22 protein-coding genes are annotated in these 25,257 nt (G+C 58.9%); 13 read left to right on the top strand and 9 right to left on the bottom strand.

All coding sequences use genetic code 11. The features are described 5' to 3' along the window. Positions 1-17: 17 nt before the first annotated feature. Genes JTF07_RS12490 through JTF07_RS12475 form a run of 4 tightly spaced genes read left to right on the top strand, consistent with a single transcriptional unit; the run spans position 18 to position 4,442 of the window. On the top strand, positions 18-1,166 hold the full coding sequence (locus tag JTF07_RS12490) for an acyl-CoA dehydrogenase family protein (protein WP_204234577.1): 1,149 nt from the start codon (positions 18-20) through the stop codon (positions 1,164-1,166). A gap of 14 nt (positions 1,167-1,180) precedes the next feature. After that, the gene (locus JTF07_RS12485; protein ID WP_252199770.1) at positions 1,181-2,359 is read left to right on the top strand and encodes an acyl-CoA dehydrogenase family protein; all 1,179 of its coding nucleotides are present in this window, start codon (positions 1,181-1,183) and stop codon (positions 2,357-2,359) included. Position 2,360: 1 nt separating this feature from the next. After that, positions 2,361-3,230 (top strand): HTD2 family dehydratase, encoded by an 870-nt coding sequence (locus JTF07_RS12480; protein WP_204234576.1) that lies wholly within the window; start codon positions 2,361-2,363, stop codon positions 3,228-3,230. Between the two features lie 9 nt (positions 3,231-3,239). Beyond that, positions 3,240-4,442: a CoA transferase gene (locus tag JTF07_RS12475; protein ID WP_252199769.1), complete on the top strand. Its 1,203-nt coding sequence runs from the start codon at positions 3,240-3,242 to the stop codon at positions 4,440-4,442. A 134-nt stretch (positions 4,443-4,576) separates the two neighbouring features. Here the strand turns inward: JTF07_RS12475 and JTF07_RS12470 are convergent, their stop codons facing one another. The 4 genes from JTF07_RS12470 to JTF07_RS12455 all read right to left on the bottom strand — a co-directional run bounded on the left by JTF07_RS12470 (position 4,577) and on the right by JTF07_RS12455 (position 9,562). Further along, the gene (locus JTF07_RS12470) at positions 4,577-5,881 is read right to left on the bottom strand and encodes an MFS transporter (protein ID WP_204234575.1); all 1,305 of its coding nucleotides are present in this window, start codon (positions 5,879-5,881) and stop codon (positions 4,577-4,579) included. 35 nt (positions 5,882-5,916) lie between these two features. Further along, on the bottom strand, positions 5,917-7,086 hold the full coding sequence (locus JTF07_RS12465; protein WP_204234574.1) for a M20 family metallopeptidase: 1,170 nt from the start codon (positions 7,084-7,086) through the stop codon (positions 5,917-5,919). Then, positions 7,083-8,291 carry a dipeptidase gene (locus JTF07_RS12460; RefSeq protein WP_204234573.1) on the bottom strand — a complete coding sequence of 403 codons (1,209 nt, stop codon included), beginning with the start codon at positions 8,289-8,291 and terminating at the stop codon, positions 7,083-7,085. Before JTF07_RS12460 ends, JTF07_RS12465 begins: the two co-directional genes overlap by 4 nt. Positions 8,292-8,416: 125 nt before the next feature. Then, positions 8,417-9,562, bottom strand: coding sequence for a CapA family protein (locus JTF07_RS12455; RefSeq protein WP_204234572.1), 1,146 nt, complete (start codon positions 9,560-9,562; stop codon positions 8,417-8,419). A gap of 121 nt (positions 9,563-9,683) precedes the next feature. Between JTF07_RS12455 and JTF07_RS12450 the strand changes: the two genes are divergently transcribed. Then, positions 9,684-10,490 carry an IclR family transcriptional regulator gene (locus tag JTF07_RS12450; protein WP_204234571.1) on the top strand — a complete coding sequence of 269 codons (807 nt, stop codon included), beginning with the start codon at positions 9,684-9,686 and terminating at the stop codon, positions 10,488-10,490. 51 nt (positions 10,491-10,541) lie between these two features. Here the strand turns inward: JTF07_RS12450 and JTF07_RS12445 are convergent, their stop codons facing one another. From JTF07_RS12445 to JTF07_RS12430, 4 genes are all read right to left on the bottom strand, one after another. Then, positions 10,542-11,303: an alpha/beta fold hydrolase gene (locus JTF07_RS12445; RefSeq protein WP_204234570.1), complete on the bottom strand. Its 762-nt coding sequence runs from the start codon at positions 11,301-11,303 to the stop codon at positions 10,542-10,544. 635 nt (positions 11,304-11,938) lie between these two features. Next, positions 11,939-12,868 carry an HNH endonuclease gene (locus JTF07_RS12440; protein WP_353843955.1) on the bottom strand — a complete coding sequence of 310 codons (930 nt, stop codon included), beginning with the start codon at positions 12,866-12,868 and terminating at the stop codon, positions 11,939-11,941. A gap of 2 nt (positions 12,869-12,870) precedes the next feature. Next, on the bottom strand, positions 12,871-13,293 hold the full coding sequence (locus tag JTF07_RS12435; RefSeq protein ID WP_204234569.1) for a (deoxy)nucleoside triphosphate pyrophosphohydrolase: 423 nt from the start codon (positions 13,291-13,293) through the stop codon (positions 12,871-12,873). Between the two features lie 121 nt (positions 13,294-13,414). After that, on the bottom strand, positions 13,415-14,317 hold the full coding sequence (locus JTF07_RS12430; protein WP_204234568.1) for an Lrp/AsnC family transcriptional regulator: 903 nt from the start codon (positions 14,315-14,317) through the stop codon (positions 13,415-13,417). Positions 14,318-14,525: 208 nt separating this feature from the next. Between JTF07_RS12430 and JTF07_RS12425 the strand changes: the two genes are divergently transcribed. The 5 genes from JTF07_RS12425 (at position 14,526) to hutH (ending at position 22,511) form a co-directional block, all read left to right on the top strand. Next, positions 14,526-15,827, top strand: coding sequence for an MFS transporter (locus JTF07_RS12425; RefSeq protein WP_204234567.1), 1,302 nt, complete (start codon positions 14,526-14,528; stop codon positions 15,825-15,827). 32 nt (positions 15,828-15,859) lie between these two features. Further along, positions 15,860-17,563: an amidohydrolase gene (locus JTF07_RS12420; RefSeq protein ID WP_204234566.1), complete on the top strand. Its 1,704-nt coding sequence runs from the start codon at positions 15,860-15,862 to the stop codon at positions 17,561-17,563. Further along, positions 17,560-19,116, top strand: coding sequence for a zinc-binding metallopeptidase family protein (locus JTF07_RS12415; RefSeq protein ID WP_204234565.1), 1,557 nt, complete (start codon positions 17,560-17,562; stop codon positions 19,114-19,116). The genes JTF07_RS12420 and JTF07_RS12415 overlap by 4 nt, the downstream gene beginning before the upstream one ends. 253 nt (positions 19,117-19,369) lie before the next feature. Next, complete coding sequence (locus JTF07_RS12410) at positions 19,370-20,911, top strand: BCCT family transporter (RefSeq protein ID WP_204234564.1); 1,542 nt, start codon at positions 19,370-19,372, stop codon at positions 20,909-20,911. Between the two features lie 40 nt (positions 20,912-20,951). Continuing rightward, positions 20,952-22,511: a histidine ammonia-lyase gene (gene hutH, locus JTF07_RS12405; protein ID WP_204234563.1), complete on the top strand. Its 1,560-nt coding sequence runs from the start codon at positions 20,952-20,954 to the stop codon at positions 22,509-22,511. A 61-nt stretch (positions 22,512-22,572) separates the two neighbouring features. On the opposite strand, the gene JTF07_RS12400 is transcribed toward hutH, so the two are convergent. Next, a complete protein-coding gene (locus tag JTF07_RS12400; RefSeq protein ID WP_204234562.1) occupies positions 22,573-23,634 on the bottom strand; it encodes a DUF2891 family protein in 1,062 nt (353 codons plus the stop codon). A 99-nt stretch (positions 23,635-23,733) separates the two neighbouring features. On the opposite strand from JTF07_RS12400, the gene JTF07_RS12395 reads away from it, so the two are divergent. From JTF07_RS12395 to JTF07_RS12385, 3 genes are all read left to right on the top strand, one after another. Next, on the top strand, positions 23,734-24,060 hold the full coding sequence (locus tag JTF07_RS12395) for a CHY zinc finger protein (RefSeq protein WP_204234561.1): 327 nt from the start codon (positions 23,734-23,736) through the stop codon (positions 24,058-24,060). Positions 24,061-24,236: 176 nt separating this feature from the next. Beyond that, positions 24,237-24,434 carry a VOC family protein gene (locus JTF07_RS12390; RefSeq protein WP_204234560.1) on the top strand — a complete coding sequence of 66 codons (198 nt, stop codon included), beginning with the start codon at positions 24,237-24,239 and terminating at the stop codon, positions 24,432-24,434. A gap of 78 nt (positions 24,435-24,512) precedes the next feature. Beyond that, positions 24,513-25,256, top strand: a complete 744-nt coding sequence (locus JTF07_RS12385) for a VOC family protein (RefSeq protein ID WP_204234559.1) — start codon at positions 24,513-24,515, stop codon at positions 25,254-25,256. Position 25,257 lies beyond the last annotated feature (1 nt).

Below are 25,257 nucleotides of genomic sequence, written 5' to 3'. Positions count from 1 at the left end.
AGGAAAAGGAATTCGAGATGGCAGTCAGCAGCGAAGAGCAGATGATGATCGATACGGTCGCCGAGTTCATCGACCACGACGTCAAACCCCACGTCAACCGGGTCGAGCACGCCGACGAATATCCGGAGAAGTGGATTCAGACCATGAAGGACATGGGCATCTACGGACTCGCGATCGACGAGCCCTGGGGCGACGGCAAGGTCTCGACCGAGGCGTATGCGCTCATCACGCAGGAACTGGCCCGCGGGTGGATGTCCTTAGCCGGTGCCATGGGCGGGCACACCGTCGTGGCCAAGCTCATCGCCGAATACGGCACGACCGAGCAGAAGGACAAGTACCTGCCGCGCATGGCCACCGGTGAGCTGCGCGCGACCATGGCCCTGACCGAACCCGGCGGTGGCTCCGACCTGCAGGCTATGCGCACCTCGGCGGCCAAGGACGGCGAGGACTACGTCATCAATGGGTCGAAGACCTGGATCACCAATGCCCGCAAGTCCGATCTCATCGCACTGCTGTGCAAGACCGACCCGAGTGCCGAGCCCAGGTATAAGGGCATTTCGATTCTCCTCGTCGAGAAGGGCGAAGGTTTCACGGTGTCGAAGAACCTCTCGAAGCTCGGTTACAAGGGTGTCGAGACCTGCGAACTCGTGTTCGAGAACCTGCGTCAGCCGCAGTCCCAGCTGCTCGGCGGGGCAGAGGGAGTCGGATTCAAGCAGATGATGAAGGGCCTGGAGATCGGCCGCATCCAGGTGGCCTCTCGCTCGCTCGGCGTGGCCCAGGCTGCGCTCAATGACGCGGTGAAATACGCGCAGGAGCGCGAATCCATGGGCAAGCCGATTTGGCGTCACCAGGCGGTGGGCAATCAGCTGGCGAAGATGGCGACGAAGCTCGAGGCCGCCCGGCAGCTCGTCCTCCACGCGGCTCGCACCTATGACTCGGGTGAGCGCGTGGACATGGAGGCCGGCATGGCCAAGTACTACGCCTCAGAGATGGCCGCCGAGGTGGCCCTTGACGCCATCCGTGTCCATGGCGGTTACGGATATTCCACCGAATACGACGTCGAACGCTACTACCGTGATGCACCGCTGATGATTGTCGGTGAAGGCACCAACGAAATCCAGCTGAACGTCATCGCCAAGCAGCTCATCGGCCGCAACAAGGCCTGAGAGGGAGACTCACCATGACGCACAAGCCCAGGCCACGCCCGAACACCCCGCACTTCATGACCGAGGAGCGCCTCGAGATCCAGGCGCTCGCCCGCGAGTTCGCCCACGACGTCGTCCTGCCGCTGGCCAATGAGCTTGACCCGATCGAGGGACAGTTCCCTGACTGGTTCATCAAGCAGATGGCCGATATGGGGTTCTTCGGTATCCTCATCCCCGAAGAATACGGGGGCCTGGGGTTGGGTGTCTTCGAGTACTGCCTCGTCGCCGAAGAACTCTCCAGAGCCTGGATGAGCGTGGGTGGACTATTGGCTCGGGGCAACGGGATGGGCGGTGGCTTCTCACCCGAACAGGAAGCCCGGCTGCTGCCGAAGGTCGCCACAGGTGAGTACTTGGGTGCCTTCGCCCTGTCCGAGGCAGAAGCCGGATCGGATGTCGCGAACATTCGCTGCAAGGCCACTCGTGCCGAGGACGGTGGCTGGGTCATCAATGGCACGAAGATGTGGTGCACGTTCGCCGATCAGGCTGACTATGTGATTCTCTTCGCTCGCACCTCGACAGACGATAACAAGCGCCACCGCGGGATCTCGGCATTCTTGGTCGAGAAGAATCGGGGTGAGTTCCCTGAAGGGATGTCGGGGACTGCGGTGAAGAAGATCGGGTACTTCGGATGGAAGACCTGGGATCTGGCCTTCGATGACTTCCACCTGCCGGCAGAGGCTTTGTTGGGTGAGGAAGATCGTGGCTTCTATCAAGCGGTGTCGGGTCTTGAAGTGGGGCGTGCTCACACGGCGGCTCGCTCGATTGGTTTGGCGCAGGCGGCACTGGAGGACTCGATCGCGTATCTCAAGCAGCGGGTCCAGTTCGGCCATCCCTTGGCTGATTTCCAGCATCTGCGGTTCAAGGTCGCTGACATGGCCGCCCAGATCGAGGCATCCCGGGCACTCATGTATCACGTGTGTACGCAGATCGATTCTGGTGCACGCTGTGACAAGGAGGCTGCGATGGTGAAGTATCTGGCTGCGGAGATGGCGGAGAAGGTCACTTCGGAGGCTGTGCAGATCCATGGTGGTGCCGGGTACACGAAGGACTTTGCCGTGGAGCGTCATTGGCGTGATGCCCGGTTGACGAAGATCTTCGAGGGCTCGTCTGAGATTCAGATGCGCATCATCTCCGATGAACTGTTAGGACGTTGACATGACTGAGATCAACCTGCAGGACTGGGTCGGCCGATCCAGCACCGAAGAAGACATTGCCTCTCCGACCAGCGCGGCCCGACTGGCCACACTGCTTGAACAGGACGTTTCCGGAGGCTCGGGCCCACAGAAACTGTTCCCGGTGGGACACTGGTTGCACTTCGCCGAAGACGACGTTCCGATGAGCGAGCTGGGAACAGACGGTCACGTGAAGCTCGGCGGATTCATGCCGCCGGTCGGACTGCCTCGGCGCATGTGGGCCGGCAGTAAGCTGCAGTTCCATTCACCGATTCTCGCCGGGCAGAAGCTGTCGCGGACGACGACCATCGAATCGATTACGGAGAAGACCGGCGGCAGCGGTTCCCTCTGCTTCGTCGTGCTGCGCCACGAGGTCTCCGCCGATGGAAACCTCGCGACGACGGATCGGCACACGATCGTCTACCGGGAAGCCACCTCGGCGCCCGAAGGATCCTCCGCAGCACCTGCCCGGGAAGACTCCCCGGCACCCGAAGGGTGGGACTGGGTGCGCTCGGTGCGACCCAACGAGGTCACCCTCTTTCGCTACTCAGCTCTGACATTCAACTCCCACCGCATCCACTACGACCACCCGTATGTCACGGGCGTCGAAGGGTATCCGGGACTCGTCACCCACGGCCCGCTGACCGCCACGCTTCTGCTCGACGCATTCACGAGGAACCACCCCGAGGCGACCGTCGCCACGTACGACTTCCGCGCGAAGTCACCCCTGTTCGCGAACGAGCAGATCCACCTCGTCGGTCGCAGCACCGGAGCAAATACTCATGAACTCGAAGCCATCGGACCCGATGGTCAGACCGCGATCGCGGCAACAGTGACGACCACGGAAAGCTGAGGAGCTCTCATGTCTGAGACACGACCGGCACCACTGACCGGACTGAAAGTCGTCGAGATCTCTGCCTTCGTCGCAGCACCTTTGGGTGCGATGACCCTGGCACAGTTGGGTGCCGACGTCATCCGCATCGACCCGATCGGCGGCAACATCGACGCCAACCGGTGGCCGATCAGCGATGACGGCACGAGCATCTACTGGGCGAGTCTGAACAAAGGCAAACGTTCGGTCACCCTCGATCTCAAGTCCGAAGAAGGACAGAAGATCGCCACCGACCTCATCGCCGAGGCGGGCACCCTGGTGACGAATCTGCCCGCCCGTGGGTGGTTGAGCTACGATAACCTCGTCCAGCACCGTGAAGATCTGGTCATGCTGCGGCTCAACGGGTCCCATGATGGGAAGCCGGCCGTGGACTACACGATCAATGCGGCCAGCGGGTTCCCAATCATCACCGGCGATGACGAGCGTCCCGTCAACAATGCCATCCCGGCGTGGGACGTCATCGCCGGCCTGTACATTGCCAATGGCATTACTGCCGCTGAGCTCGATCGCCGGACTTCGGGCAAGGGGCAGGAGATTAACCTCGCTTTGTCCGATGCGATGCTCGCAACCGTGGGCAACCTCGGCTACATCGCCGAGGTGCAGTCGACCGGCAAGACTCGTGGACCGCTGGGCAATGGCCTCTATGGTGCGTATGGGCAGTCGTTCAAGACCTCGGATGAACGCGAGATCATGGTTGCCGTCATCTCGAACAAGCACTGGCGCGGACTTGGGAAGGCGACTGGCTTGAGCGAGAAGCTCGAGATGATCGGGCCGCTGCTCGACGTCGATCTTTCGACTGAGGGCGGTCGCTTCGAGGCGCGCGAGGCGATCGATGCAGTGGTGCGTCCGTGGTTCGCCGCGCACACTGCCGCTGAGGCGGCAGAAGCGTTGAGCGAGGCAGGCGTCCTGCAGGGGGGGTTCCAGACCTTTGAGGAACTCGTGAACAACGATCCGTGGTGCTCGTTGGAGAACCCGCTGTTCGGGGAGATCGAGCAGCCGGGGGTTGGGACTGTTATTGCGCCGCGGGTGCCGTTGTCGTTCTCGGGGTCGCCTGCGGCTGATGCTGTTCCTGCTCCACAGTTGGGTGGGGATACGGAGGAAGTACTCGAGTCAGAACTCGGTTTCAGCACTGCCGAAATTACGTGCCTGAAAGACGACGGACCCATCAGCTGACAGTCTTCGAGCTGGCGTTGGCCCCTGCTTCTCTTCTTCAAGAAGCAGGGGCCAACTTTAAGTATGGTTATCTTGCGCCAGCATTGGATCTCCTGTATTACGCCGGGCAGCGAAAAAGTTCGGCGGCGACCACTTCACTTGAGTGTCTTTCCCCTTGTCTCTGGCATCGTCAGAAACACCACCAGGGAGACCAAGGCTCCCGCCGAGCAGTAAATCCATATCCAATCGTTCAAACTGTTGTCGTTCAACCAAGTGACGATGTATGGCACAGTTCCACCAAACAGCGCAACAGAAAGTGCATAAGGCAATCCGATCCCAGTTGCTCGCACTTCTGCCGGAAACTGTTCGGCCATCACCGCAGCCACGTTGCTGGAATATCCGAGGAGCAGGATGAGCCCGGTGATCTGAACGACCAGCAGCATCACGAAGCCGCCTTGGAGCAACGTGAAGGCTGGCCAGGCGAAGACGAGAAAGCCTCCCGCGAAGAGAGAAAGAGTTGGCTTTCGTCCTACGAGATCAGATAGGAGACCTGCGAAGGGAAGTAGCGCGATGAAGACGATGATTCCTATTACATTGGCTACAAGCGCCTGACTCAGCGGGATATCGGTGGATATCGCAACAAAGGTCGGCATAAAAGTAGCCCACATGTTGTAGAGGATGACCCCGCCGATGTTCAGCCCGAATACTCTGAGGCTCGCACCGGGATATTCGCGGAGCATGTCCAGAACAGCGTTTCCCCTCTTTCCCGGTTGCTCTAGTTTCGCATACTGCGTGAAGGCAGTGGTTTCTTCGACTGAGCGCCGAAGCCACAGCCCTACGAGGCCCAGAGCAGCGCAAACGATGAAGGCCAGACGCCAACCCCATGAGTCCAGGGCCTCGGTGGAGAGTGTATTGGTCAGAATCGCACCCATCGCGGCAGCGGTGAGCAGGCCAATTCCCACGGACACTTGTTGCCACGATCCACCGAATGCGCGCCGCTGCGGGGCCGCTGATTCGACGAGGAACGCCGAGGCAGATCCGAACTCACCTCCCGCAGCGAATCCTTGGATGATTCGAGCCGTCACTAGGATCACCGGTGCAGCTATTCCTACAGTCGCGTAATCAGGAGCTACTCCTATGACGAAGGTTGCCGCTGCCATTAGCCCAATGGTCAGAACGAGGCCCTTTTTTCGCCCGAACCTATCTGCGTACGCACCCATGACTGCGGCGCCGATCGGACGAACAACGAAACCGACAGCAAAGATTGCAAGAGTTGAAAGCAGTGCCGCTGCCTCGTTTCCTGGAGGAAAGAAGTGGTGGGCAAAAATCGATGAAAAGGTTGTGTAGACCGCCCAGTCGAGGAATTCGACAGCGTTTCCAATGCTTCCGGCGACGATGGCTTTTCGGCCGTTGGTGCTGAGTTTTGTTCCGGCGTCGTTGCCGGTCGTGGTGTGAGTCATGATGCTCTCTTATCTTATCGTGAGAATTTCGTATTTTAGACGGGTCGGGATTTCGGCCGATTGGCCATGAGCCGGTCCCTGGTGACATGGGAAGAAGCAATGTCCACAACGGTCAGAGCCATCGCGGCTCCTCCCTCTTGAACGAATCGATCGCCCTCTGGGCCGCCAGCCGCTGCCGCGAACGCCGCAGTGTGATTTCCTTGTTCCGCTGGCAGGTCGAACGAGAGCATGGGATGGATCGCTGGTACCACCTGCGACACGTTGCCCATGTCCGTCGAACCGAACAGTGCGTCCGCATAGTCGGGGAACGTGCGGCCGACCGAAATTGCGTTGCGTTTGAAGATTGCAACAAGGTCGTCGTTGTGGTCGAATTCGCGGTAGATGGAGGGAAGGGCCTCGACGCGGACTGACGTTCCTGAGGCGAGAGCACCCGCGTCGAAGCAGGCGTTCACTCTTGGCCACACTTCGTCGACCTCGTCGATCGTATTGCAGCGGATCATGCACTCGACCACCGACTGGTCGGGAATTACATTGACCGCTCCACCAGATTCCTTGACCACGTGATGGACGAGGATTCCATCCTTCAGTTGCTGGCGCAGTAGCCCGATCGATGTCAGCGCGATGACTGTCGCGTCGGAGGCGTTGAGTGCGCTCCAAGGACGAGAGGCGTGTCCACCGCGGCCAGTGAAGGTGATTTTCCACGATCGCGACGCTCGGAAGTATGGCGCGGCAACGTCCTTGAGCGAAGGGTGGATCATGAGGGCGGCGTGGATGTCGTCAAACGCTCCACGATTGACCATAAGCTCCTTTCCGGTACCGGACTCTTCCGCAGGCGTGCCCAAGATTCGGAGCGTGATCCCCAGTTCGTCGGCGAATGGAGCGAGCGCGAGAGCGCAGCCGATGGCAGATGCCGCAATGACGTTGTGACCGCACCCGTGTCCGATGCCAGGCAGAGCATCCATTTCTGCACAGATGCCGATAACGAGCGGACCGCTTCCGAAAGTTGCTGTGAACGCAGTAGGCAGATCGCAGACTCCGTGATCGATCGTGAAGCCATGGTCCTGAAGCGTTTCGATGAGCAGTTTGGACGTGGAATGCTCTTCGAACGCGAGCTCGGGGTTGTTGTTGATCGTATGCGAGACTTTCAGAGCGATCGGGAGATTGCGCTCGAAAGCCTCGGCGACTTTGTTCTTGACTCCGTTCATCGCCATACTTCCTTGAGGAGACGCAGGATATTGCCGCCAAGAACGGCCTGAATCTCGCTGTCGCTGTAGTCGTGACAAACGAGCCAGCCCGCAATATTTCTGAAGGTCTCGGTCGGATTCTCGGCACCGTTGACATGGGGTACGTTCTCATATTGAAGGTTGCCGGGGTCGAAGACTCGAGATGAACCGATGATTTCTCGAATTGAGTCTTGGAAGCGCACATGATCGCCGTAGAAGGTATCCGGCCCGAATGCCACATGCTCGATCCCCATGAGGTCGACGGCATAAACGAAGTGGTCCATCATCGATTCGAGTGACTGCTTTCGGTGGTCGTAGGACAGTGTCGTATGCGGGGCCGATTCGATACCGAGGACGCCTCCGCGTTCGGCGCAAGCCGACAGCACGTCGTCGGGCTTCATTCGGGCTGTGGGCCAAACGGAACGTGCGCCCGCATGAGTGATTCCGACAGGTGCTTTCGAAGCACGGATTGCGTCATACGAGGTTCGGTCACCTGCATGAGATACATCGATGAGTATGCCGAGGTCGTTCATTCGGCGAACAGCTCGACTGCCGAATTCTGTCAGCCCGCCGTCGTCATCTTCCTTTTGACCGCTGCCGAGAGTATTCGTTTCTGAATAGACGAGCCCCATCTGGCGGATGCCGAATCCGTAAAGGACATCGATTCGGTCGATGTCGTTCTCAATCATGGAGGACGATTCAGTCCCGAAGACGAAGGCCAGAATCTGCTCGCGATGGGCATCGAGTATGTCGTGCACATTGTGGGCGACGACTGCACCTTCCTGACGCGAAAGGTCAGCTAGCCGGAGGCCAAGGGTCCTGATTAAGTCATCCCATTTCCATCCTGATCGCCGTGTACTGCCGATCACGCCGAACCAATTATCGAATACCGCAGTCAAGCGGGACGCCCGCAACTCCGCGAATGCCGTCTGTTCGTGTGGGGAGAGTAGAAATGCTGGCGTATCGGCGAAGTCCGCAGGAAGCCGCTGAGGGTGATCGTGGAAGCTGATCAGAGGGTTGTCGTTCATGAGCCGATCGACCCGTTCCGATTTCTCAGGGGAAAGGCCCGAAGAGTAGTCACTTCGTCTCTTGGCGTGCGGTTCTAGGTCAATAGCAGGGAAGTCTATCCCCGGCGTGAGATAAGGAAAGGACTCGTAGGCGGGTACTTCAGGTGAGAGAGCATTCATGATTGAGACTTTCAGTGGAAGGAAGTGGTGCAGCGGTCAGTAGTGAATAAGAAAACAGAGTGTTGTCGGTGCACGTTGTGGTGGACGGGAGTCGCCGGCGTGTTCGCAGTGGCGTCGCCTGGTCTTCAGCGCCTTCGTGATTGCGGGGTTGACTGAGCGTCAGCGTGGATCCATCCGTCGGAGTCGATGGAGATCGACGGATCCAATTTGCGGGAGTTCTCCACAAAATTTGTGATGATGCGCTCGGCGACGTTCGGGTGTGGATGCACTGGCTGGCTGTCGCTGTCGAGTTCGATCGGGACGAGTCGCAATCGCGGTCCACCGGAAGCGTTGAATTCGACGCGAAAGACAGCGCTTTCATACCACGGGCCGCTCATCAGAACGGCTTTGTAGGGTGCGGCGAGATGGGCGTCCTCCTTGGGAACCATCGAATCGGGCCTCCAGCCATCGCACCAATCGAAGACGAAATTCCCTGTCGAGTAGAGAACAAGTCCGGATCCGTAGAACTCGGCTGGGTGGAGGCAATGAGGATGGTGGCCGATGATGAGGTCAGCTCCTGCATCGACCATTCGATGGGCCAAGGGCCGCTGATATTCGGCAAGGGGCCCTTGAGCTTCTGGGAGGTAGCAGAACGGCACACCCCAGTGCATTGCGACAATCACTCGATCGTGTGATTCCTTTGCCTCAGCGATGAGGCGTTCTGCTGTTTGGACATCCGGCTCATGCGCGACCGAATGGACGTAGGGAGGGGTTCCCGGTGTCTCATCGAGGAAGCCGCTGTCATATTCGAAGTGCTGACGGATACGAATCGATGCGATGCCTGCACTGCGTTCGGTAGCGTTGAATCCAAGTGGCAGAGCCGCACAAAAGCTAAAGAATGCCACCGACTCTTTTGCAACGTTTAAGGTCTTCGGTCGGTTTGCTCCGGCGAGGTTTTCTCCGAAGCCCGCGTGTGCAACACCGGACTGGTCGAGCGCGCGGGCGGTATCGCGCATACCCTCGTTGCCGTAGTCGAGGGCATGGTTCGTCGCCAACGACACTGCGTCGAATCCGAAGTCAGCGAGCTCCTGCGCTCCCGAAGTCGGTGTCCTCATCGTCACGAGTTTGTGAGCTTGTTCGACGCCGTCTGTTAGCGGTGCCTCCAGATTGCCGATCGTGAGACTGTTGCCGTGAAGGAGGTCGAAGGCTGAGCTCCCTGGGCTGGAATCTTCGGATGGGGTTTTACGTGGGAACCCGGAGACGACGACGTCTCCGACAACTGTCACTTCCATGTGCGCTCGTTTCCATATACGGTACGGTCGTTCCACACTGTAGCCCAGACCATATTCCTCGTCTAGTCCGCCTGTGCCGCATTGCGGCACAATAGCCGTTGTCGCTGATAGAATCGCCGGTATGCAAACTCCGAAAGCTCATCAAGAAGCAGCTGATCTGTCAGAAAGCAGTGTGCGTTCCATGAATAGCGTGCTCACCACTCTCCGGATCTATGAAGAGGTGGCTACACGGCAGCCGATAGGTGTTTCGGCGTTGGCACGCGAAACGGGAATTCCGAAGAGTTCGGTTCAAAGATGCCTCGTGACACTGCAAAAGGCAGGTTGGCTGAGAATTGTTGATCCAGAGCGGGTTCGCTGGGGAGTAACCGCGAAGGCTCTTGTTCTGGGTTTACGTGGCGCCGGGGAGCAAGATCTAAATGAGATCGCCACACCGGCAATTCGGCGTCTTGCGGCGCAGACAAGGGAGACCGTCTTTCTGGCTCTGCGAGACGGTGATGATTGCGTGATGATCGCTCGAATCGACAGCACGCATACGGTGCGGGTCTATCTCGAAATCGGTACGCGCATCCCCTTGCAGGCGACATCGGCGGGCGTCGCCATTCTTTCTCGCTTATCTATGCGAGATGTCGATGCTGTGATCGACCATCGGGTCGACAGTGTAGGCGGAGGGCCGGTTCCTAGCCCCGACGAACTGCGGAAAGAAATAGAGGCGACGAGTAGCCGGGGCTACTCGCTGAATATGTCATCGTGGTATCGACCCCATGTCGCGACGATCGGTGCCCCGATTGTCAGCGTCGACGGTGTGCCTATAGCAGGTATTGCGCTGTCAGTTCCGGAGATGCGCTACGACCATTCGAAAGAGGAGGAGCTTGCCCAGTTGGTGGTGAAGACTGCTGCGGAGATCGGCGAACTGTTGGCACAAAGATGAGTAGACGACGTGTTTCGGGCGGCTAAGTTGTAGTGGCCGCTGGCGGAATCGTCAGGTGTTGTCTCGTCCGGTGATTTCGGACATGAGGACCTGCGCCGTTTCTTCAGGCGCCTCCCGTGCGAAATGGTGCGAACCCAGCTCGATGGGGACGAACGTGATCCTATCGCCGTACTTTTCGACTGCTTGAGGCGACAGGAGGCTGTGAACTGCAAAAACAGTGATTGGTTGGTTGGCTCGAGCGAGTGCACTGTTCATGTCCCAGTGGACAAGTCCTTCCATCGACTTCAAGCCCGCAGGTTGTCTCACTGACGACATCTGCTCGACGTAGGCCTCGATCAGTTCCTCTTCTGTGCCCGCAGGAGAGCCTGCCTCAACCATGCCTCGTACTGCTGAAGAGAAGTCATTACGAAATGGTGCTAGTGCCGTCTCTTCCTGCTGGTTAGAAAGTGGCGGAAAAAGGAACATGTAGTGCAGTGCATCGAGAGCGACCACGCGTGAGACAGAATCCGGCGAAAGGGCTGCCGCTTCGACTGCGGCAGCTCCGCCCAGTGAGTGTCCGACGATGACGCTGTCTCGGATGCCTTCCGCTTCCAGTACGGAGACAATATCGCGACCGAACTCGTCCATCGACCACGATGTTCGCGTGGAGCGGGAGTCTCCGTGCTCGGCAAGATCGATTGCAAGGACTCGATGATTGTCGGGGAGGTAGTGAATTAGATCGTCGAAATCATGTCGACAGCAACCCCATCCATGGACGAAGACGATTGCGCCTCCGTGTCGCGGGCCCCTGGCGGTGTAACTGATCCGAGTCAAGCTATCTCGACTGACTTCGTGGTGTGACTGAATCGATGTTGGCAAACCAGACTCCTTTGTCCCATAAAAGTCAAGATGGACCTATGTGCGGCATGAGTGTATCGCTCAGCGAAACACTAAGTCAAGGCTTGCTAGGTGACGAATCGCGCTTCAAGGCGATGGGATCTATGCAGAGTTTGGAGGCCTCTGACGTAGCGTGTGCTCAGAAGAGCGACTGACATGGTCGCCGCGCTGATGGCGGTTCGCGCTTGTTCTCAGCAGTCTTCTCCCAAGTGATGCGATCCGGGCTCGGCCCTGTTCTCGATTTGCAATTGCCATCCGCATGCGATCCCAAGAAGGATGCCTTCATGCAGGGCACCACGTCCGAGGGAAAAGGCGTCACGGCAGCGGCGCTGGCGACTCGGAAGGCACGTGGTGTACTGAAAAGTCGACTCTACGGTGTGGGTGGTTAGACGTTCAAGGAGTCAGTGAGTTCCGATCCGCGCTGATGATTGGAGAGCCTACTGTTCTCGGAACAAATGCTGGAATCCCGGATGCTGCCTCTGCTTGGCGGCTTGCCAGTCTCGCTTGTTGTTTCGATACCAACGCTGGGTGAAGATATTGTCGCGGAGCCGACACTGTTCGCTATTTCGAGGTCAGAATACATCTTGCTTCGTGGCAGTACGAAACTCATCGTATTTCAGTTTGAGTAGGTCAGTTTGCGGCCGATCTTGACGAGCTCTTGGAATCGTCATCAGCTTTTGTCCGTGAAGTTCTTGAAGGCCGTGACGGAGCATTGGTCCGTCGACCTCTTCGAGAAGATCATGGCGTATTTCAACGGTATAGTCCGGCCGGACTCCAAGGAAGTGCCTGTCAAATGCCGCATGATGGATCTTGCACATGGCTAGCCCATTCACGACTGAAGCGATTCCTATTTCCTCTCTATCTGCGACTATATGAGCAGCGTCGAGTAACGACGGGTGGGCCAGATTGCAGACTGCGCACTGATTTTCGTATGCAGTCAGAACCATTGCTCTAAAGACAGGTTGGTGGACCCTGACTTTGGCCATTTGCGTGAGGTACCTTTTTGCCACATACTCGTGAGTCGAGAAATCTATCTCAGAGATGTCGGCGGCCGGTTCGGGTGCAGTGAGAAGAAATCGTTGCTCGTGTGGCTCTTCACCGACAACATACACAGGAGCGATCACCTGAAATCGAGCTGGTTGCATTGCAACGCCCCAGAACCAAATGAGGGGAAGCTTTTGTTCCATTGCGTTCCGAAGGCCAACATTTTCAGGAAACGTCGGATCATCGCCTCGCCACATGTATCTCAATAGACCATCGTCTCCGATGAGGTCCTCATAAGGGCGTTCTTGGCCCGGCCTTCGGAATACGGTTTGAATTGAAAGGGCCGCTGAAAACCCCGCGGGCTTCCGAATCCCTTGTTGTGTTGATTGCAGTTTGAATTGCTCACCACCAAACTCGAAATCTTGGATCTCGTCTCGAGTAAGGGGATCGCGGCCATCGTCCGTCCTCATTTGTAGCCATGAGATTGCTGCTTCGCGTAGACCGGCTGGTTCAACCACAGTTAGCACTCTTCTTGCCTTCCCGAGAGGACAGTTGATTGTTGCAGTTCACGCACTGCGGGTAAGTCAGGTGCAGCCCAATCAAGTTCACTGAGTTCGCTTATTGCGGTCCAGCGAAGCTCGTCATGGTCCGTGCTTGACTGAGGAACTGACTCGGCTTTCACCCAATAGCAAGCAAGATCAATAGCGGCTTCACCGGTGGTGGTCGTGGCTCGGGAAACGAGGCTCCCGACAGCGGCGGTCCCGACATTGAGTTCTTCTGCCAACTCGCGAAGCAATGCCTCTTCGGGAGCTTCTCCGTTCTCGACCTTGCCGCCTGGAAACTCCCACTTACCGCCTGCTACCTTCTCTGGATTGCGGCGGCATGCCAAGACACGTCCCTCACTATGGAAAATTGCCGCTACTACGCGCAGAGTTTTGCCCATGACCCCACACTATAGGCAGACTTCCGTCCAACTAGCCGTTGGGTATGGATTGATTGGTGCGCAGTCGCAGTGCCGGCAATTGCATGAGGCCTGGCTTGAAGATTTGTACAAGATTCTACGTTCACCGCCCCATCGCTCGGGCATAGTCCTCCTTGACGAGATCGAAATGTGCCCAGGTCTCGACGGCGGCAACATCGTCGAGCGCTCGTAGAGCCTCGACTGTTGCAAGAACCTCGGTGGAAGACGAGCCGACCGCGGTGGCAATGAAATCATGGGCGCCATGAGATCGTGCGGCGAACTCGATCGAGTCGGATTCCAGAATGAATTGCCGCACTGGCTCAAAGCTGCCTGCCAGGGTGATGCCCAGCCCTGTGGCAAAGCGGCTGGTAGAGAGCCCACCGGATTTGATCGCAGCGATACGGATGACTCCAGCAGAAGTGAGCCGTTGAACCCTGGACCGCACAGCTGACGGTGAGCGGTGAACAACCTCGGCGAGAGTGCGATAGCTTATCCGGCCATCGACTTGCAGCGCAGCGATGAGTTCGAAGTCGAGTTCATCCAACGCGATGTCTTCGCGTCTTTGGGGAACGAAGAAGCCGCGCAGTACTTCGACGTAGGTCGTCACTCGAATCTCACGGACGCCGGAGATCGTTCTGACCGCATCGAGTGTGTCTAAAAGCTCCCGGCTCGAACCGTGTCGAGACTCGAATACCAACGGGCGTTCTCCGCTTGCTATGGACACGAACACAGCATTCGCTAATCGTCCCACCGCCTCGGCGACCGGGGATACTGGGCCATCGACGCGGACCATGGAATGTGTCAGCACATGATGGCCGGCAACTCCGGGGTCGAGCGCTGCGACCACGCGCAATCCTTCGCGTTCTGTGAGTACGCGCAGTCGTTCGGAGATGACATGTCGTGAGACTCCATGGGCACGACCGAGGTCAAGCACGCTCGTGCGTCCATCCCGTTGAAGCGCACGGATGATCGCAGCATCGAGTTGAGAATCCTCCGTATGCCCCATGATTGCTCCAATCGTGCAGTGGAGGTGAGTAGTTGCTCTCCATTATCGCGCTCTCTGCCTCCGGATCTCGCAAATCAGCGGGCGCAGGCCCATCCCTGGTTAACCATTGCCGGTGACACTGTGCCCGAACAGACCTACCATCACTCCAAGGCCACACCACTCGCCGCACAGCTATGTCATCGTGGCGATCCGAGCAAAGGAGCTCACCATGACCTCAACCGCACCAAGCGTCCCCGAGCGCACGCATCGTCGCGCGCTCAAATCCGGATTTGCTGCAGCCGTCGGTACGACTATTGAGTGGTACGACTTCTATGTCTACGCCACAGCCGCCGCCATTGTCTTCCCTCAAATCTTCTTCCCGGAGGTCGACCGAACTCTGGGCACCCTCGCATCGTTTGGCACCTACGCGGTGGCGTTCTTCGTCCGACCTCTGGGCGGCATCATCTTCGGGCACATCGGCGACCGGCTCGGCCGCAAGCCGGCATTGACCATTACCTTGCTGATGATGGGTGTGGCGACCGTCCTCGTCGGCTGTCTGCCCGGCTACGACACGTGGGGCATGACCGCAGCGGTGCTCCTTATCATCCTCCGCATCATCCAAGGATTGGCAGTCGGTGGCGAGTGGGGCGGCGCGAGCCTGATGGCCGTCGAGAGCGCTCCACCGAAGTTCAAGACCTTTTACGGCGGTTTCACCCAACTGGGCAACCCCCTCGGCGCGCTTCTCTCCTCTGGCGCTTTCTGGGTGCTCTCCCTCATGGGTGACGATGTTCTCTTCAGCTGGGGATGGCGCGTGCCGTTCCTCATCAGCATCGTCCTCATTGCTGTGGGCATCTGGGTTCGGCTGCGCATCGAAGAGACCCCCGTTTTCAAACAAAGCGGCGCCAGCGAGACGACACCGATCATCCACACTCTGCGCTTCAACTGGTATCCCGTGCTTCTGGGATTCGGCATGGTCGCCATCGCTTCGGGCGGCTACTACCTCGCCACTTCCTACGTTCAGAGCTATGCCACCAGTGAAGAGATCGGGCTCGCCGCCTCCATCATCCTCGGGGCAATGACGCTCGCTTCCTTTCTCGAAGCTCTCGTGACGCTTCCCCTGGCCTTGCTCGGTGACAAGTGGGGAGGAAAACGCCTCATGTACCTCGGCGTCGGTCTGTCGTTCCTCTGTTCCATCCCGCTCATCCTCGCCATCGAGAATCACACAGTGACCCTGATCTACATCTTCGTCTGTGCGATACGAGTGACGATGAGCGCGACCTGGGCGCCACTGTCCGCCCTCCTGACACAGATGTATCGCCCCCAGGCTCGTTACACCTCCATGTCCTTGGCCTACGGAGTCGGCGCGGCGGTGTGGGGCGGGCTCTCACCCATTGTTGCGACCTCCCTCATGGCAGCGACCGGTTCCATCTGGTCCGTCATCGGTCTCTTCGGCTTCCTCTCCGCGGTTGCCTGGATCGCCACCGCACTGGCACCGCAGCACAGCGACGAACCTGAAACTGCCAACACCTGACCTACTCGACACCACTATCCCAGGAGACGCCCGTGCGACAATTGGTCACCTTTGACGACTGCGATTCCGCCGCCACGCTGATCACTGCGAACGTGATTCACACTGTTGACGACACCGCTCGCGGCGCCTCTGCGATGCTCATCGCCGGAGGGAAGATTCTCGAAGTGGGAACGGTGACCGACGCCGAGGCGGCCGCCACCAAACGTGGCCTTGATCCTGTCCGTGTCGATCTTCCCGACGCCACAATCGTCCCAGGGTTCGTTGACCCACATGCCCATCCGCTCATGTACGGTCAGCTGCACACCTGGATTGATGTCTCCCCGAATGCGGCAACGTCGATCCCCGAGATCGTCGAGGTTTTGCGCCGGGAATCAGCGAAGCTTCCCGCCGATGTGCCCGTCCGTGGATACGGCTACGAACAGCGCAACCTCATCGAACGTCGGCACCCGACTCGACACGAACTCGACGAAGTCGCTCGCGACCGCGAGGTGTACATCATGAACGCTTCTGGCCATGGGGGAGTCGTCAACACGTTCACCTTCGAGAAATTCGGCGTCACCCGTGACACTCCAAACCCTGAGGGCGGCGAGTTCTTCCGTAACCCTGACGGTGATCTGACGGGAGAGCTCTCGGACGCGGCATGCAATGTCCTCACCGGGCTGGGCGGGGTCAAGATCGGACGTCACGGGCCGAACTTCCACCTCGGCGACGAAGCAGCCGAACATCAGAAGCAACTCGACATCGTTCAACGCGAGTTCCTCACAGGCGGCGTGACCACGATCGGGGATGCGCAGGTTTCGAAGCGGGAGTTTGCCGCCTACCTTGCTATGGCTGAACGGGGCGGGCTTCAGATGCGGGTGTCGATGTACTTCCTCTCCCACCTACTTGACGCCGTACTCGATCTCGGCCTCACAGGTCCTTTCGGCAATGCCTTCCTCTCCGCCGCTGGTATCAAGCTCTACGCTGATGGCACCTTAGGGGGGTGGACCGCTTACTTCCCGGACGGGTATGTCGGTGACCCGTGCCGGACCGGACAGCTCTATCACTCGCCGGAGGAGTACACCGGACTTGTGCATCGGGCACATGCCGCGGGCCTGCAGACTGCAACCCACGCGCAGTCGCCGATTGCCATCAAAATGGTCGTCGACGCCATCGAGGCTGCACTGCAATTGCGCCCCGACCCCGATGCTCGCCACCGAATCGAACACTGTGGACTCCCTGATCCTGTCGAAGTGAAACGCATGGCCGAATTGGGAATCAGACCGGTCAACCAGACCCAGCACTATTACAACTGGGGAGAAGGAGTCGAGCAGGCAATCGGCACACCCGGGGAACGATTCAATCCGCTCGGAGAGTTTCGTGACGCCGGTGTGCCCATTACCCTGTCCTCGGACGCTCCGGTCGCCGAGCCCCGCCCACTCGAAGCGATCCAGACCGCAGTGACCCGGGTAACCAGACGCGGACACAAGCTGGGACCAGACGAACTGCGGATCTCAGCCGAGGAGGCACTGCGGGCACACACTCTGGAAGGCGCGATCACCCTAGGCCGAGAGAACGAATTCGGATCCCTGAGCGTCGGTAAGCGGGCGGATTTCACTGTCCTCGGAGCTGATCCCCTGACCGTGCCGGTTGAAGAGATCGCTGCCATTCCTGTACTCGAGACCTGGGTCGACGGGGTGCCCAGGCTGTGCACGAGTGATATTTCGGGATCAGCACAGGAAGATGCGAGTGCATGAACGCGAAGGCAACGGCCCAGGAATGGATCGACGAGAATCTCGAGCAACTTCTCGATTGGCATACCCATATCTGGGAGCTGGCGGAACCGGCCTGGCGGGAGTACGACTCTCAAGCCTGGTACGTGCAACGGCTGCGGGAGGAAGGCTTCGAGGTCGAAGACGGTTCGGGCGGCATGCCTACGGCCTTCAGCGCGCGCTGGTCCAACGGTTCAGGACCTACGCTGCTCACTTACGCCGAATACGACGCAGTCCCCGGCAACTCGCAGGCTGCAACCACTCGGGAGGAGCCGCGCGAGGGGCTCTCGCGCTTTGCGCCCGGGCACACGGATCCGCATTCGGTGCTGGGTATCTCTACTTTAGCCGGGCTCCTTGCGACCAAACACGCGATGACCACCCACGGGATCACCGGGACACTTCTCTACACGGGAGAACCGGCGGAGAAGATGCATGGATCGAAGGTCGTCCACGGACTGCGCGGGTATTACGACGATGCAGACGCAATCGTGTCTTTCCATCCCTTCTACATGCTGCCACTGTGCAATACAGCCCGCTGGGACACCCAGTGCGGGGCCTATTACAGCAAGGTCTATTCATTCGTCTGCGATGCTCCAGAAACCTGGCAGCTGTCGAGCTCTGACGCACATTCGCCCATACCCGCATCGCATTCGGCGGCTCGTGCACCGGGCGCGAATCTGTCGCTGATGCAGATGCTGACCTCTTCGAGGTCGATGCTTGACGCAATGCTGCCGGCGGCTGGCGGCTGGAGCTTCTCCGACGCGATCCTCACTGACGGTCAAGCAACAGCAGATAATTTGCCCCAGAGAGTCGCACGAATTCAGTTCTCCTGGCGCACACCAGACCTCGAAATGGCCGAGCACATCCTGGCCATCCTAGATCGCAATGCTCAGGCAGCAGCGATGATGGGCCACTGCGACGTTGAAGACCGCTGGGTGGCCAGAAGTCGACCAGGACGGACAAACCGCGTCCTCGCGCAGGCGCTCTACGACAACCTCGCCGAGGTGGGGCCGCCGACCTACGGTTCCGAGGCGGTGGCGCTCGCCCAAGAGGTGCAGCAGGAGCTAGGTATCGAGGTGAACGAGACGCCGTTCCTCGCAGAAACAGAACACCTCATCGAACCGCAGGAAGCCGAACGGCTGCTGCGCGAGCAGATGCCGGCATGGCAGCGAAACTGGACAAGCGACGACTACGTGGAGATGAGCCACTATGCACCCCTCGTGCGGTTCTACGTCTCGCGCCCGGCCCTGGCCCCGGCGCCCGGTGCCGGCCCGTATCCCGCATGGGTGATGAATGCGCTGGGTGGAATGCGCGAAACGATCGCACCGACGATCCTCACCGCTGGAAAGACAGTTTCGGGAACCTTTCTCGACCTGCTCGCCAAGCCTGACGTCCTCGCCGAGGCGACGAGCGAGTTCGAGTCGCGTGCTGTCGCTGATCCGATGCCGGCGTTGTTGCCAGCCGACTTCGTTCCGCCTACCGAACTTCCATGGCCCGACTACAGACTAGATCGGGTAAGTGGCCAGCGGTGGTGGTGAGTACCGTCGGACATCTGAGAATATTGTCCGATATGTCGGACACAATTCTTTTGAAACGCATTGTGAGCCAGATAACGACCTGCCAGCATGGCCGGAGGCCTTTCTAACGCCAATGTTTGCATCAGCATCTGAGTCACCAAGGACGGTATAGAGCTGGTGTTTTCCCGGTGCTGTTGGTTGGTCGTAATTGATGGACAATCCACCGGAGTCAATGATGAACAATAAGAAGATGCGGTGGGGAGTATTCGCCCCAATGGCTGTCCTGCTGGTCGCCACAGCAGTCCTGGGTATCGCAGCCCCTCAGTGGTTCTACAACATACAGTCGTCCGTGGTGGGGTTCGCTTTCAGCAACTTCGGCTGGCTGTTCAGCTTGACCGTTTTCGTTTTGATCTTCGTCTGCCTGTATCTGGGCTGCTCGAAATTCGGAAAGATCAAAATCGGTGGTGACTCAGCCAAACCGACCATGACGAAATGGCAATGGTTTGCGATCTCGCTGACCAGCGGGATCGGTACCGGCATTCTGTTCTGGGGAACCGCCGAGCCACTGACCCATTTTATGAACCCTCCGGCGGCGCTTGGGCTGGAACCAGGATCTGAACAGGCAGCGACGTTCTCTATCGCGGCTGTGACGATGCAGTGGACGATCGCGCCATATGCCTTGTATGTCATCTGCGGAATAGCAATCGGATACGCACATTACAACAAGGGGATGCCCTATGCCGTCAGCTCCGCGCTGTATCCGATTTTCGGAAAGCGGGCGCTCGGGGGCATTGGAACGATCGTTGACAATGTCTGCATGTTCGCCATTGCGGGTGCAATGTCCGCGATCCTCGGTGAAGGGGTCCTGCAGATCGGCAGCGGCGTGTCGCACTATACGGACATCGTCAACGGGCCCACCCTGTGGGCTGTCATTGCCATTCTCATCACCATCACCTACATTCTGTCGAGCTACACGGGCCTGCAGAAGGGAATCAAGTTCCTGGCGGAGCAGAACACCAGGCTCTTCCTCTTGCTTTTGGTCTTCGTGCTCGTGGTTGGCCCAACGGCCTACATCATGACCATTGGTACTCAAGGAACTGGAAAGTACCTTTCCGATTTCGCGGAGATGCATCTATGGTTCAGCCCGATGGATGGCGAATCGTGGCCCCGCGATTGGCCGATTTTCGAATGGGCGCTGTGGGGAGCAAATGCTCCTTTGATCGGTATGTTCATCGCTCGCGTCTCTTATGGGCGTACGATCCGTGAGTTCGTCACGGTCAATATGCTGTTGCCGGCGGCATTCGGAGCATTCTGGTTCTGGGTATTCGGTGGAGCGGCGATGTACTTCGACTGGAAGGGCGACGGCAAACTCTGGGACATCATCAACGGCGAAGGCGGTGTGCCACTGTCCCTGTTCGCTTTCCTGGATGAACTCCCACTATCGCTGCTCTTCGGCATCCTGATGCTGATCGCAATCTTCATCTCCTTCACCACTCTGGCTGATTCACTGACCACCACGATGTCGTCTCTGACAACGACCGGAAACGACCTCAAAAATCCGGAGCCGCCGGCCATGGTCAAGATCTTCTGGGGCGGACTGATCGGAGTTCTCGCCATACTCACCGTGACGGCCGGAACCGGTGGAGAGATTTCGGGCATCGACGCAGTCAAACAGACCGCAACCCTTGCAGGATTCCCCGTTTTGTTCCTGATCATTCTCATCTCGTTCTCTGCCGTCAAAAACCTTCGGTCGGACACGAAAATAATGGGTGAACCGAGGGCTGACCCGGCTAAAGCTGCGCAACTCGAGAACTGAGCCTGTTCCCGTTTCTGCCGTCAGACCGAAAGCATCAAGCATGTCGTTTCGAGCGAAGGAGCATGAGATCAACACGCAAGAATATGTGACCATCAGTCCCTCTGGGTTCAACGTCGATGACCTGCATCGCATCGCCCGAGATCGACGTTTGGTGCGGCTTTCGGATGATGCGCGTCGCGGGATTCGGGAGTCCCGGCGAGTCGTCGACGATCTGCTGAGCCAGGACGCAATTGTCTATGGAATTACGACCGGCGTCGGCGATAACAGCAAGATCCGAATCAGCCCGGAGGAATCAGCCCAACTGCAGCTCAGCCTTGTCCGCAGCCACGCCAGCGGAGTAGGAGACCCTCTCTCTGCGGTCGAAACGCGCGCGGTGATGGCAATGATGGTCCGAAACCTTTCGCTCGGGTACTCCGGGATCAGGGAAGAAGTCGTGGATTTGCTTCTTGGCATGGTGAATGAAGACGTGATCCCGCGAGTGCCTCGCAAGGGGTCGCTCGGGTACCTGGCGTATCAAGCCCATATCGCGTTGGTTCTCATCGGTGAAGGCGAAGCATGCGTGGATGGCTCGGAGGTCTCTGGTGCAGAAGCGCTCAAACGCCGGGGACTGAGGCCGGTCGTCCTGCAGGCAAAAGAGGGACTGAGCCTGCTCAACGGCACGTGCGACATGGTCGCACTCGGAGGCCTTGCCGTGCACGATGCCTTGTCGCTGCTGAAGACTGCAGACATCGCAAGCGCCGTTTCAGTTGAGGGACTTCGCGGGAACCTCTCCGCATTCGACGCCCGCATTGGCGCTGTGAAGAAGCACGAGGGCGTCGGGGCGACGGCCGAAAACCTCCGAACATTATTTCAGGGAAGCAGCTTGGAGGAAGCGGAATCCCAGCGCAAGGTGCAGGACGCTCTGAGCCTGAGGTCAATTCCGCAAGTACACGGTGCCGCCAAAGATATGATTCGATTCGTCAAATCCGTGATCGAAGACGAAATGAACTCCGCGACCGATAACCCGCTGATTTTCGCCGAGGACGAGATGTCATTGTCGTCGTCGAATTGTCATGGTGAGTCTGTGGCGATGGCTCTGGACATGCTCGCGATAGCTCTCACAGAACTCTCCAGCATCTCGGAACGGCGGACATTCCGGCTGACTTCCGCTGACCATAGCGGACTTCCTCCATTCTTGTCGCCGAACCCCGGCACCGACTCGGGGTACATGATTCCTCAGTACACTGCCGCTGCGGTGGTCTCAGACAACAAGCGATTGGCGCAGCCTGCCTCGGTCGATTCCATTCCTTCAGCAGCGGGTCAGGAGGACCACGTGAGCATGGGTACCTCTTCTGCGCTCAAGAGCCTCGAAGTCATTGAGAACGTATCGCACGTACTTGCGATCGAGTTTTTGTGTGCATGCCAGGCAGTGGAGTTCATCTCCTCTGAACCCATCGGACGGGGTGTGGGCGCTGCTTACGACACAATTCGAGCGATGGTTCCGAAGCTCGAGAGAGACCGCCCGGTCCACAAAGATATCGAGGCGATCCATTCTCTGATCGTCGGCGAAGAACTCACTGCGGCTGTGGAATCAGGCGGGAGTAAATTGCGCACAGTTTGACCCGGATGACTTGAGAAGCATGACGGCGGGCGTCACGACGAGGCGGGTGTGAAGGGGGCGACTATGTTGACAACACATTGTCGGTGGCGACGTGAAGCCCCAGTGCCTCCCACGCAAAGGTCGCCACCCAGTGCGAGGACATGTACTCATCGGACACCGACGCGTCCAGTCCAGGTGACATCAGCGCATCGACCCGAGCCAACATTCCCTTCGACTGTTCTACAAGCTCGCCGTTATCAGCCTCTTTGCCGATGCTTTGCAGCATCGGCGCCAACCTCATGACCGATGCCGCCACCGACAGTCCCAAACCGTAGAGGTGGCTTTGCTGCCCGTCGGTGAGGTCGAGAACCTCCACCGGAGTCAGCGCCGGTGATTCAGATGCCAGATCGGAAAGGAAGCTCGGCAGCCACGCTTTGAGCTCGTCCTCCGTGAGAACTTCGGCCATGAGGTCAGCCTCGCACAGTCCGGGGGAGAGGAAGTCATGGCCGCTGCGCTCCTGACGGAAGTTCCAGGCCTGGTCCTCGGCATAGAAGCGGTGGGCAGCCGTGGCGATGGCGTCGACGACATCAACTCGGTCCTGTGCGCGGGCACTGATGAGGATGCGGCGCAGAGCGAATGCCGTGTTCGAGTGGACTCCGTGGCGTACCGGCTCGGGGACCTTCGGCAGCCATTCGAGGACCAGCTCGAAGACGGTATCGGCGAGGACCTGGGTATTCTTTCCCAGCGTTCGCAGTTCAGAGATCTCACTGGCGTTGAGAGCCCGGTTGAGGTCGATGGCCCATGCCCAACCATAGGGTCGTTCCCAGCTCGGGTTGTCTCGGAGGAAATCCGCCTCGGCGCGCATATTATCCTCACTGAGGTGGGAGGCGAGGATCTCGATGGCTTCGTCGCGCCACTCCGCACCAGGGGCAGACTCGGTGCCCAGAAGTGACGCCAACAGGTAGTGCATGTGCACGCTGGAGTGCCAGTCGAAGGAGTTCGCGAAGGCCGGGTTCTTCTCGCTTGCTGGCACGATGTCGATCAATCCGCGTGCGACGTGGTGGGCGGCGAACGGATACTCGCGGGTGATGTTGGCCAGGGCCACCTCGGCGAAGGGGCGGACGAAATCTTCAGGTGTTGGCATTGGTCCTCATCGGCTCGGGGTCCCTATTTTACTTCGCCGAACAGCGCAGGCGACTAGGCTGGGAATACAGGGAGCAGAGCAACAGGAGGCAGGTGAGCCGTGACGACGTTACCCCGAGTTTTCGGCAAGACCGTCGATGAGCACACTCGATGCGAGCATTATTCGACTGAACTCGACATCATCGCCATTCGCTTTGCCTGCTGCGACAGGTACTTTCCGTGCCATCTCTGCCACTCCGAATGCGCTGAACACTCGGCCCAGCAGTGGCCCCGAGAGCAGTGGAATCAGAAGGCTATTCTCTGTGGACACTGTTGGACGGAGCTGACGATCGAGGCCTACCTGGGCGTGAGCGCTTGCCCGGATTGCGCGGCGCCATTCAATCCGCGCTGTGCGGCACACGCGGACTTCTACTTCAGTTCCCAGTAGAGGCACCGCACCAAGAGACAACATCGACTCCATTTCTGCAGGGAATGCTGACGCAGTGTTCTCATGAGGGCGTTGAACAAGCCTCCGCGCCATGACACGGTCATGCACGCCGCTTTGACCTTCTATGACACGCTGCTCATGGGTCCGATGACACTACGGGCGATGGTGGCCCCAGGTTGGGTATTGCACTGTCCTACACGGCCGCTGATCTGGCGACTGCTGACACGGTCTTCGCTGCGCTGGCTGACGGCGGCGAGATCCAAATGCCGCTTGGTCCGACGTTCTGGTCCGAAGGGTTCGGCATGTGCCTCGACCGGTACGGAGTGCCGTGGATCGTCGATACCGCCCAGTCTTCTGACGGTTCTGGGGAGTGACTGGCCGGGGAAGAGTAACTATTGTCGAATCATGAGCAGAGCTGAGAGCCTGCGGCAGTCCGCGATGGTTGAAAGGCAATGATGGCCAACGACAGCACTCACTGGATCGGTGCCCCGTTCTGGATCGAGACTCTCCAGCCGAACGTGTCGGAGGCGGCCGAGTTCTATACTCAGCTCTTCGGCTGGGCCGTCGAGGACCCCGGTGAGAACGACAATGTGCTCGTGGCTCGGTTGGATGGGCAGAGCGTCGCCGGTATCGCTCAGGCACCGCGGGCAGTTCCAGCCGGGTGGTTGATCCATATCCTCGTCGACGACGTCGATGCCTCGATCGCCGAGGCTGAAACCGCGGGTGGAAGCTGTCTTCTACCGTCTTTGGAACAGAATACGGGTGGACGAGTCGCGATCCTCGCAGATCCAAGCGGCATCCCCTTCTGCGTCAATGATGGCCAGGGCGTCGAACGGGCCGAGACTGTCGGCGAGACCAACTCCTGGTCAATGTCCTCGCTCCACAGCCCCGACGCTCGAGCGTCGCAGGATTTCTACGGTGCGCTTTTCGGCTGGGAACTCCACGAGGTCTCGGGTGCACCCTTCTCACGGTGGAGTCTCGACGGGCACACCATCGGTCTGCTTTCCGACGCCGGTGATGCCCCACCTCACTGGGCTGTCAACGTTGCCATCAGCGACGCAGACACCACCGCGGCGCTCGTTGAGTCGCTGGGCGGCACAGTCGTGCTCGAGCCCTTCGACACAGAGAGCCACCGGAATGTCGTCATTGCTGACCCCGCCGGTGCCGTTCTGGCCTGCAGCGCCGCAGTCGACTAGA

This window comes from Brevibacterium sp. RIT 803 (genome assembly GCF_016892625.1).
Lineage (GTDB): Bacteria > Actinomycetota > Actinomycetes > Actinomycetales > Brevibacteriaceae > Brevibacterium.
Note: the sequence above shows the minus strand (reverse complement) of the source record. Positions and strands in the feature narration are given on the sequence as shown.

Bases quoted from the DNA above. Each gene is read 5' to 3' on its own strand.
- JTF07_RS12490 (WP_204234577.1), top strand. From the start codon at position 18: ATGGCAGTCAGCAGCGAAGAGCAGATGATGATCGATACGGTCGCCGAG.
- JTF07_RS12485 (WP_252199770.1), top strand. From the start codon at position 1,181: ATGACGCACAAGCCCAGGCCACGCCCGAACACCCCGCACTTCATGACC.
- JTF07_RS12480 (WP_204234576.1), top strand. From the start codon at position 2,361: ATGACTGAGATCAACCTGCAGGACTGGGTCGGCCGATCCAGCACCGAA.
- JTF07_RS12475 (WP_252199769.1), top strand. From the start codon at position 3,240: ATGTCTGAGACACGACCGGCACCACTGACCGGACTGAAAGTCGTCGAG.
- JTF07_RS12470 (WP_204234575.1), bottom strand. From the start codon at position 5,881: ATGACTCACACCACGACCGGCAACGACGCCGGAACAAAACTCAGCACC.
- JTF07_RS12465 (WP_204234574.1), bottom strand. From the start codon at position 7,086: ATGAACGGAGTCAAGAACAAAGTCGCCGAGGCTTTCGAGCGCAATCTC.
- JTF07_RS12460 (WP_204234573.1), bottom strand. From the start codon at position 8,291: ATGAATGCTCTCTCACCTGAAGTACCCGCCTACGAGTCCTTTCCTTAT.
- JTF07_RS12455 (WP_204234572.1), bottom strand. From the start codon at position 9,562: ATGGAAGTGACAGTTGTCGGAGACGTCGTCGTCTCCGGGTTCCCACGT.
- JTF07_RS12450 (WP_204234571.1), top strand. From the start codon at position 9,684: ATGCAAACTCCGAAAGCTCATCAAGAAGCAGCTGATCTGTCAGAAAGC.
- JTF07_RS12435 (WP_204234569.1), bottom strand. From the start codon at position 13,293: ATGGGCAAAACTCTGCGCGTAGTAGCGGCAATTTTCCATAGTGAGGGA.
- JTF07_RS12430 (WP_204234568.1), bottom strand. From the start codon at position 14,317: ATGGGGCATACGGAGGATTCTCAACTCGATGCTGCGATCATCCGTGCG.
- JTF07_RS12425 (WP_204234567.1), top strand. From the start codon at position 14,526: ATGACCTCAACCGCACCAAGCGTCCCCGAGCGCACGCATCGTCGCGCG.
- JTF07_RS12415 (WP_204234565.1), top strand. From the start codon at position 17,560: ATGAACGCGAAGGCAACGGCCCAGGAATGGATCGACGAGAATCTCGAG.
- JTF07_RS12410 (WP_204234564.1), top strand. From the start codon at position 19,370: ATGGCTGTCCTGCTGGTCGCCACAGCAGTCCTGGGTATCGCAGCCCCT.
- hutH (WP_204234563.1), top strand. From the start codon at position 20,952: ATGTCGTTTCGAGCGAAGGAGCATGAGATCAACACGCAAGAATATGTG.
- JTF07_RS12400 (WP_204234562.1), bottom strand. From the start codon at position 23,634: ATGCCAACACCTGAAGATTTCGTCCGCCCCTTCGCCGAGGTGGCCCTG.
- JTF07_RS12385 (WP_204234559.1), top strand. From the start codon at position 24,513: ATGATGGCCAACGACAGCACTCACTGGATCGGTGCCCCGTTCTGGATC.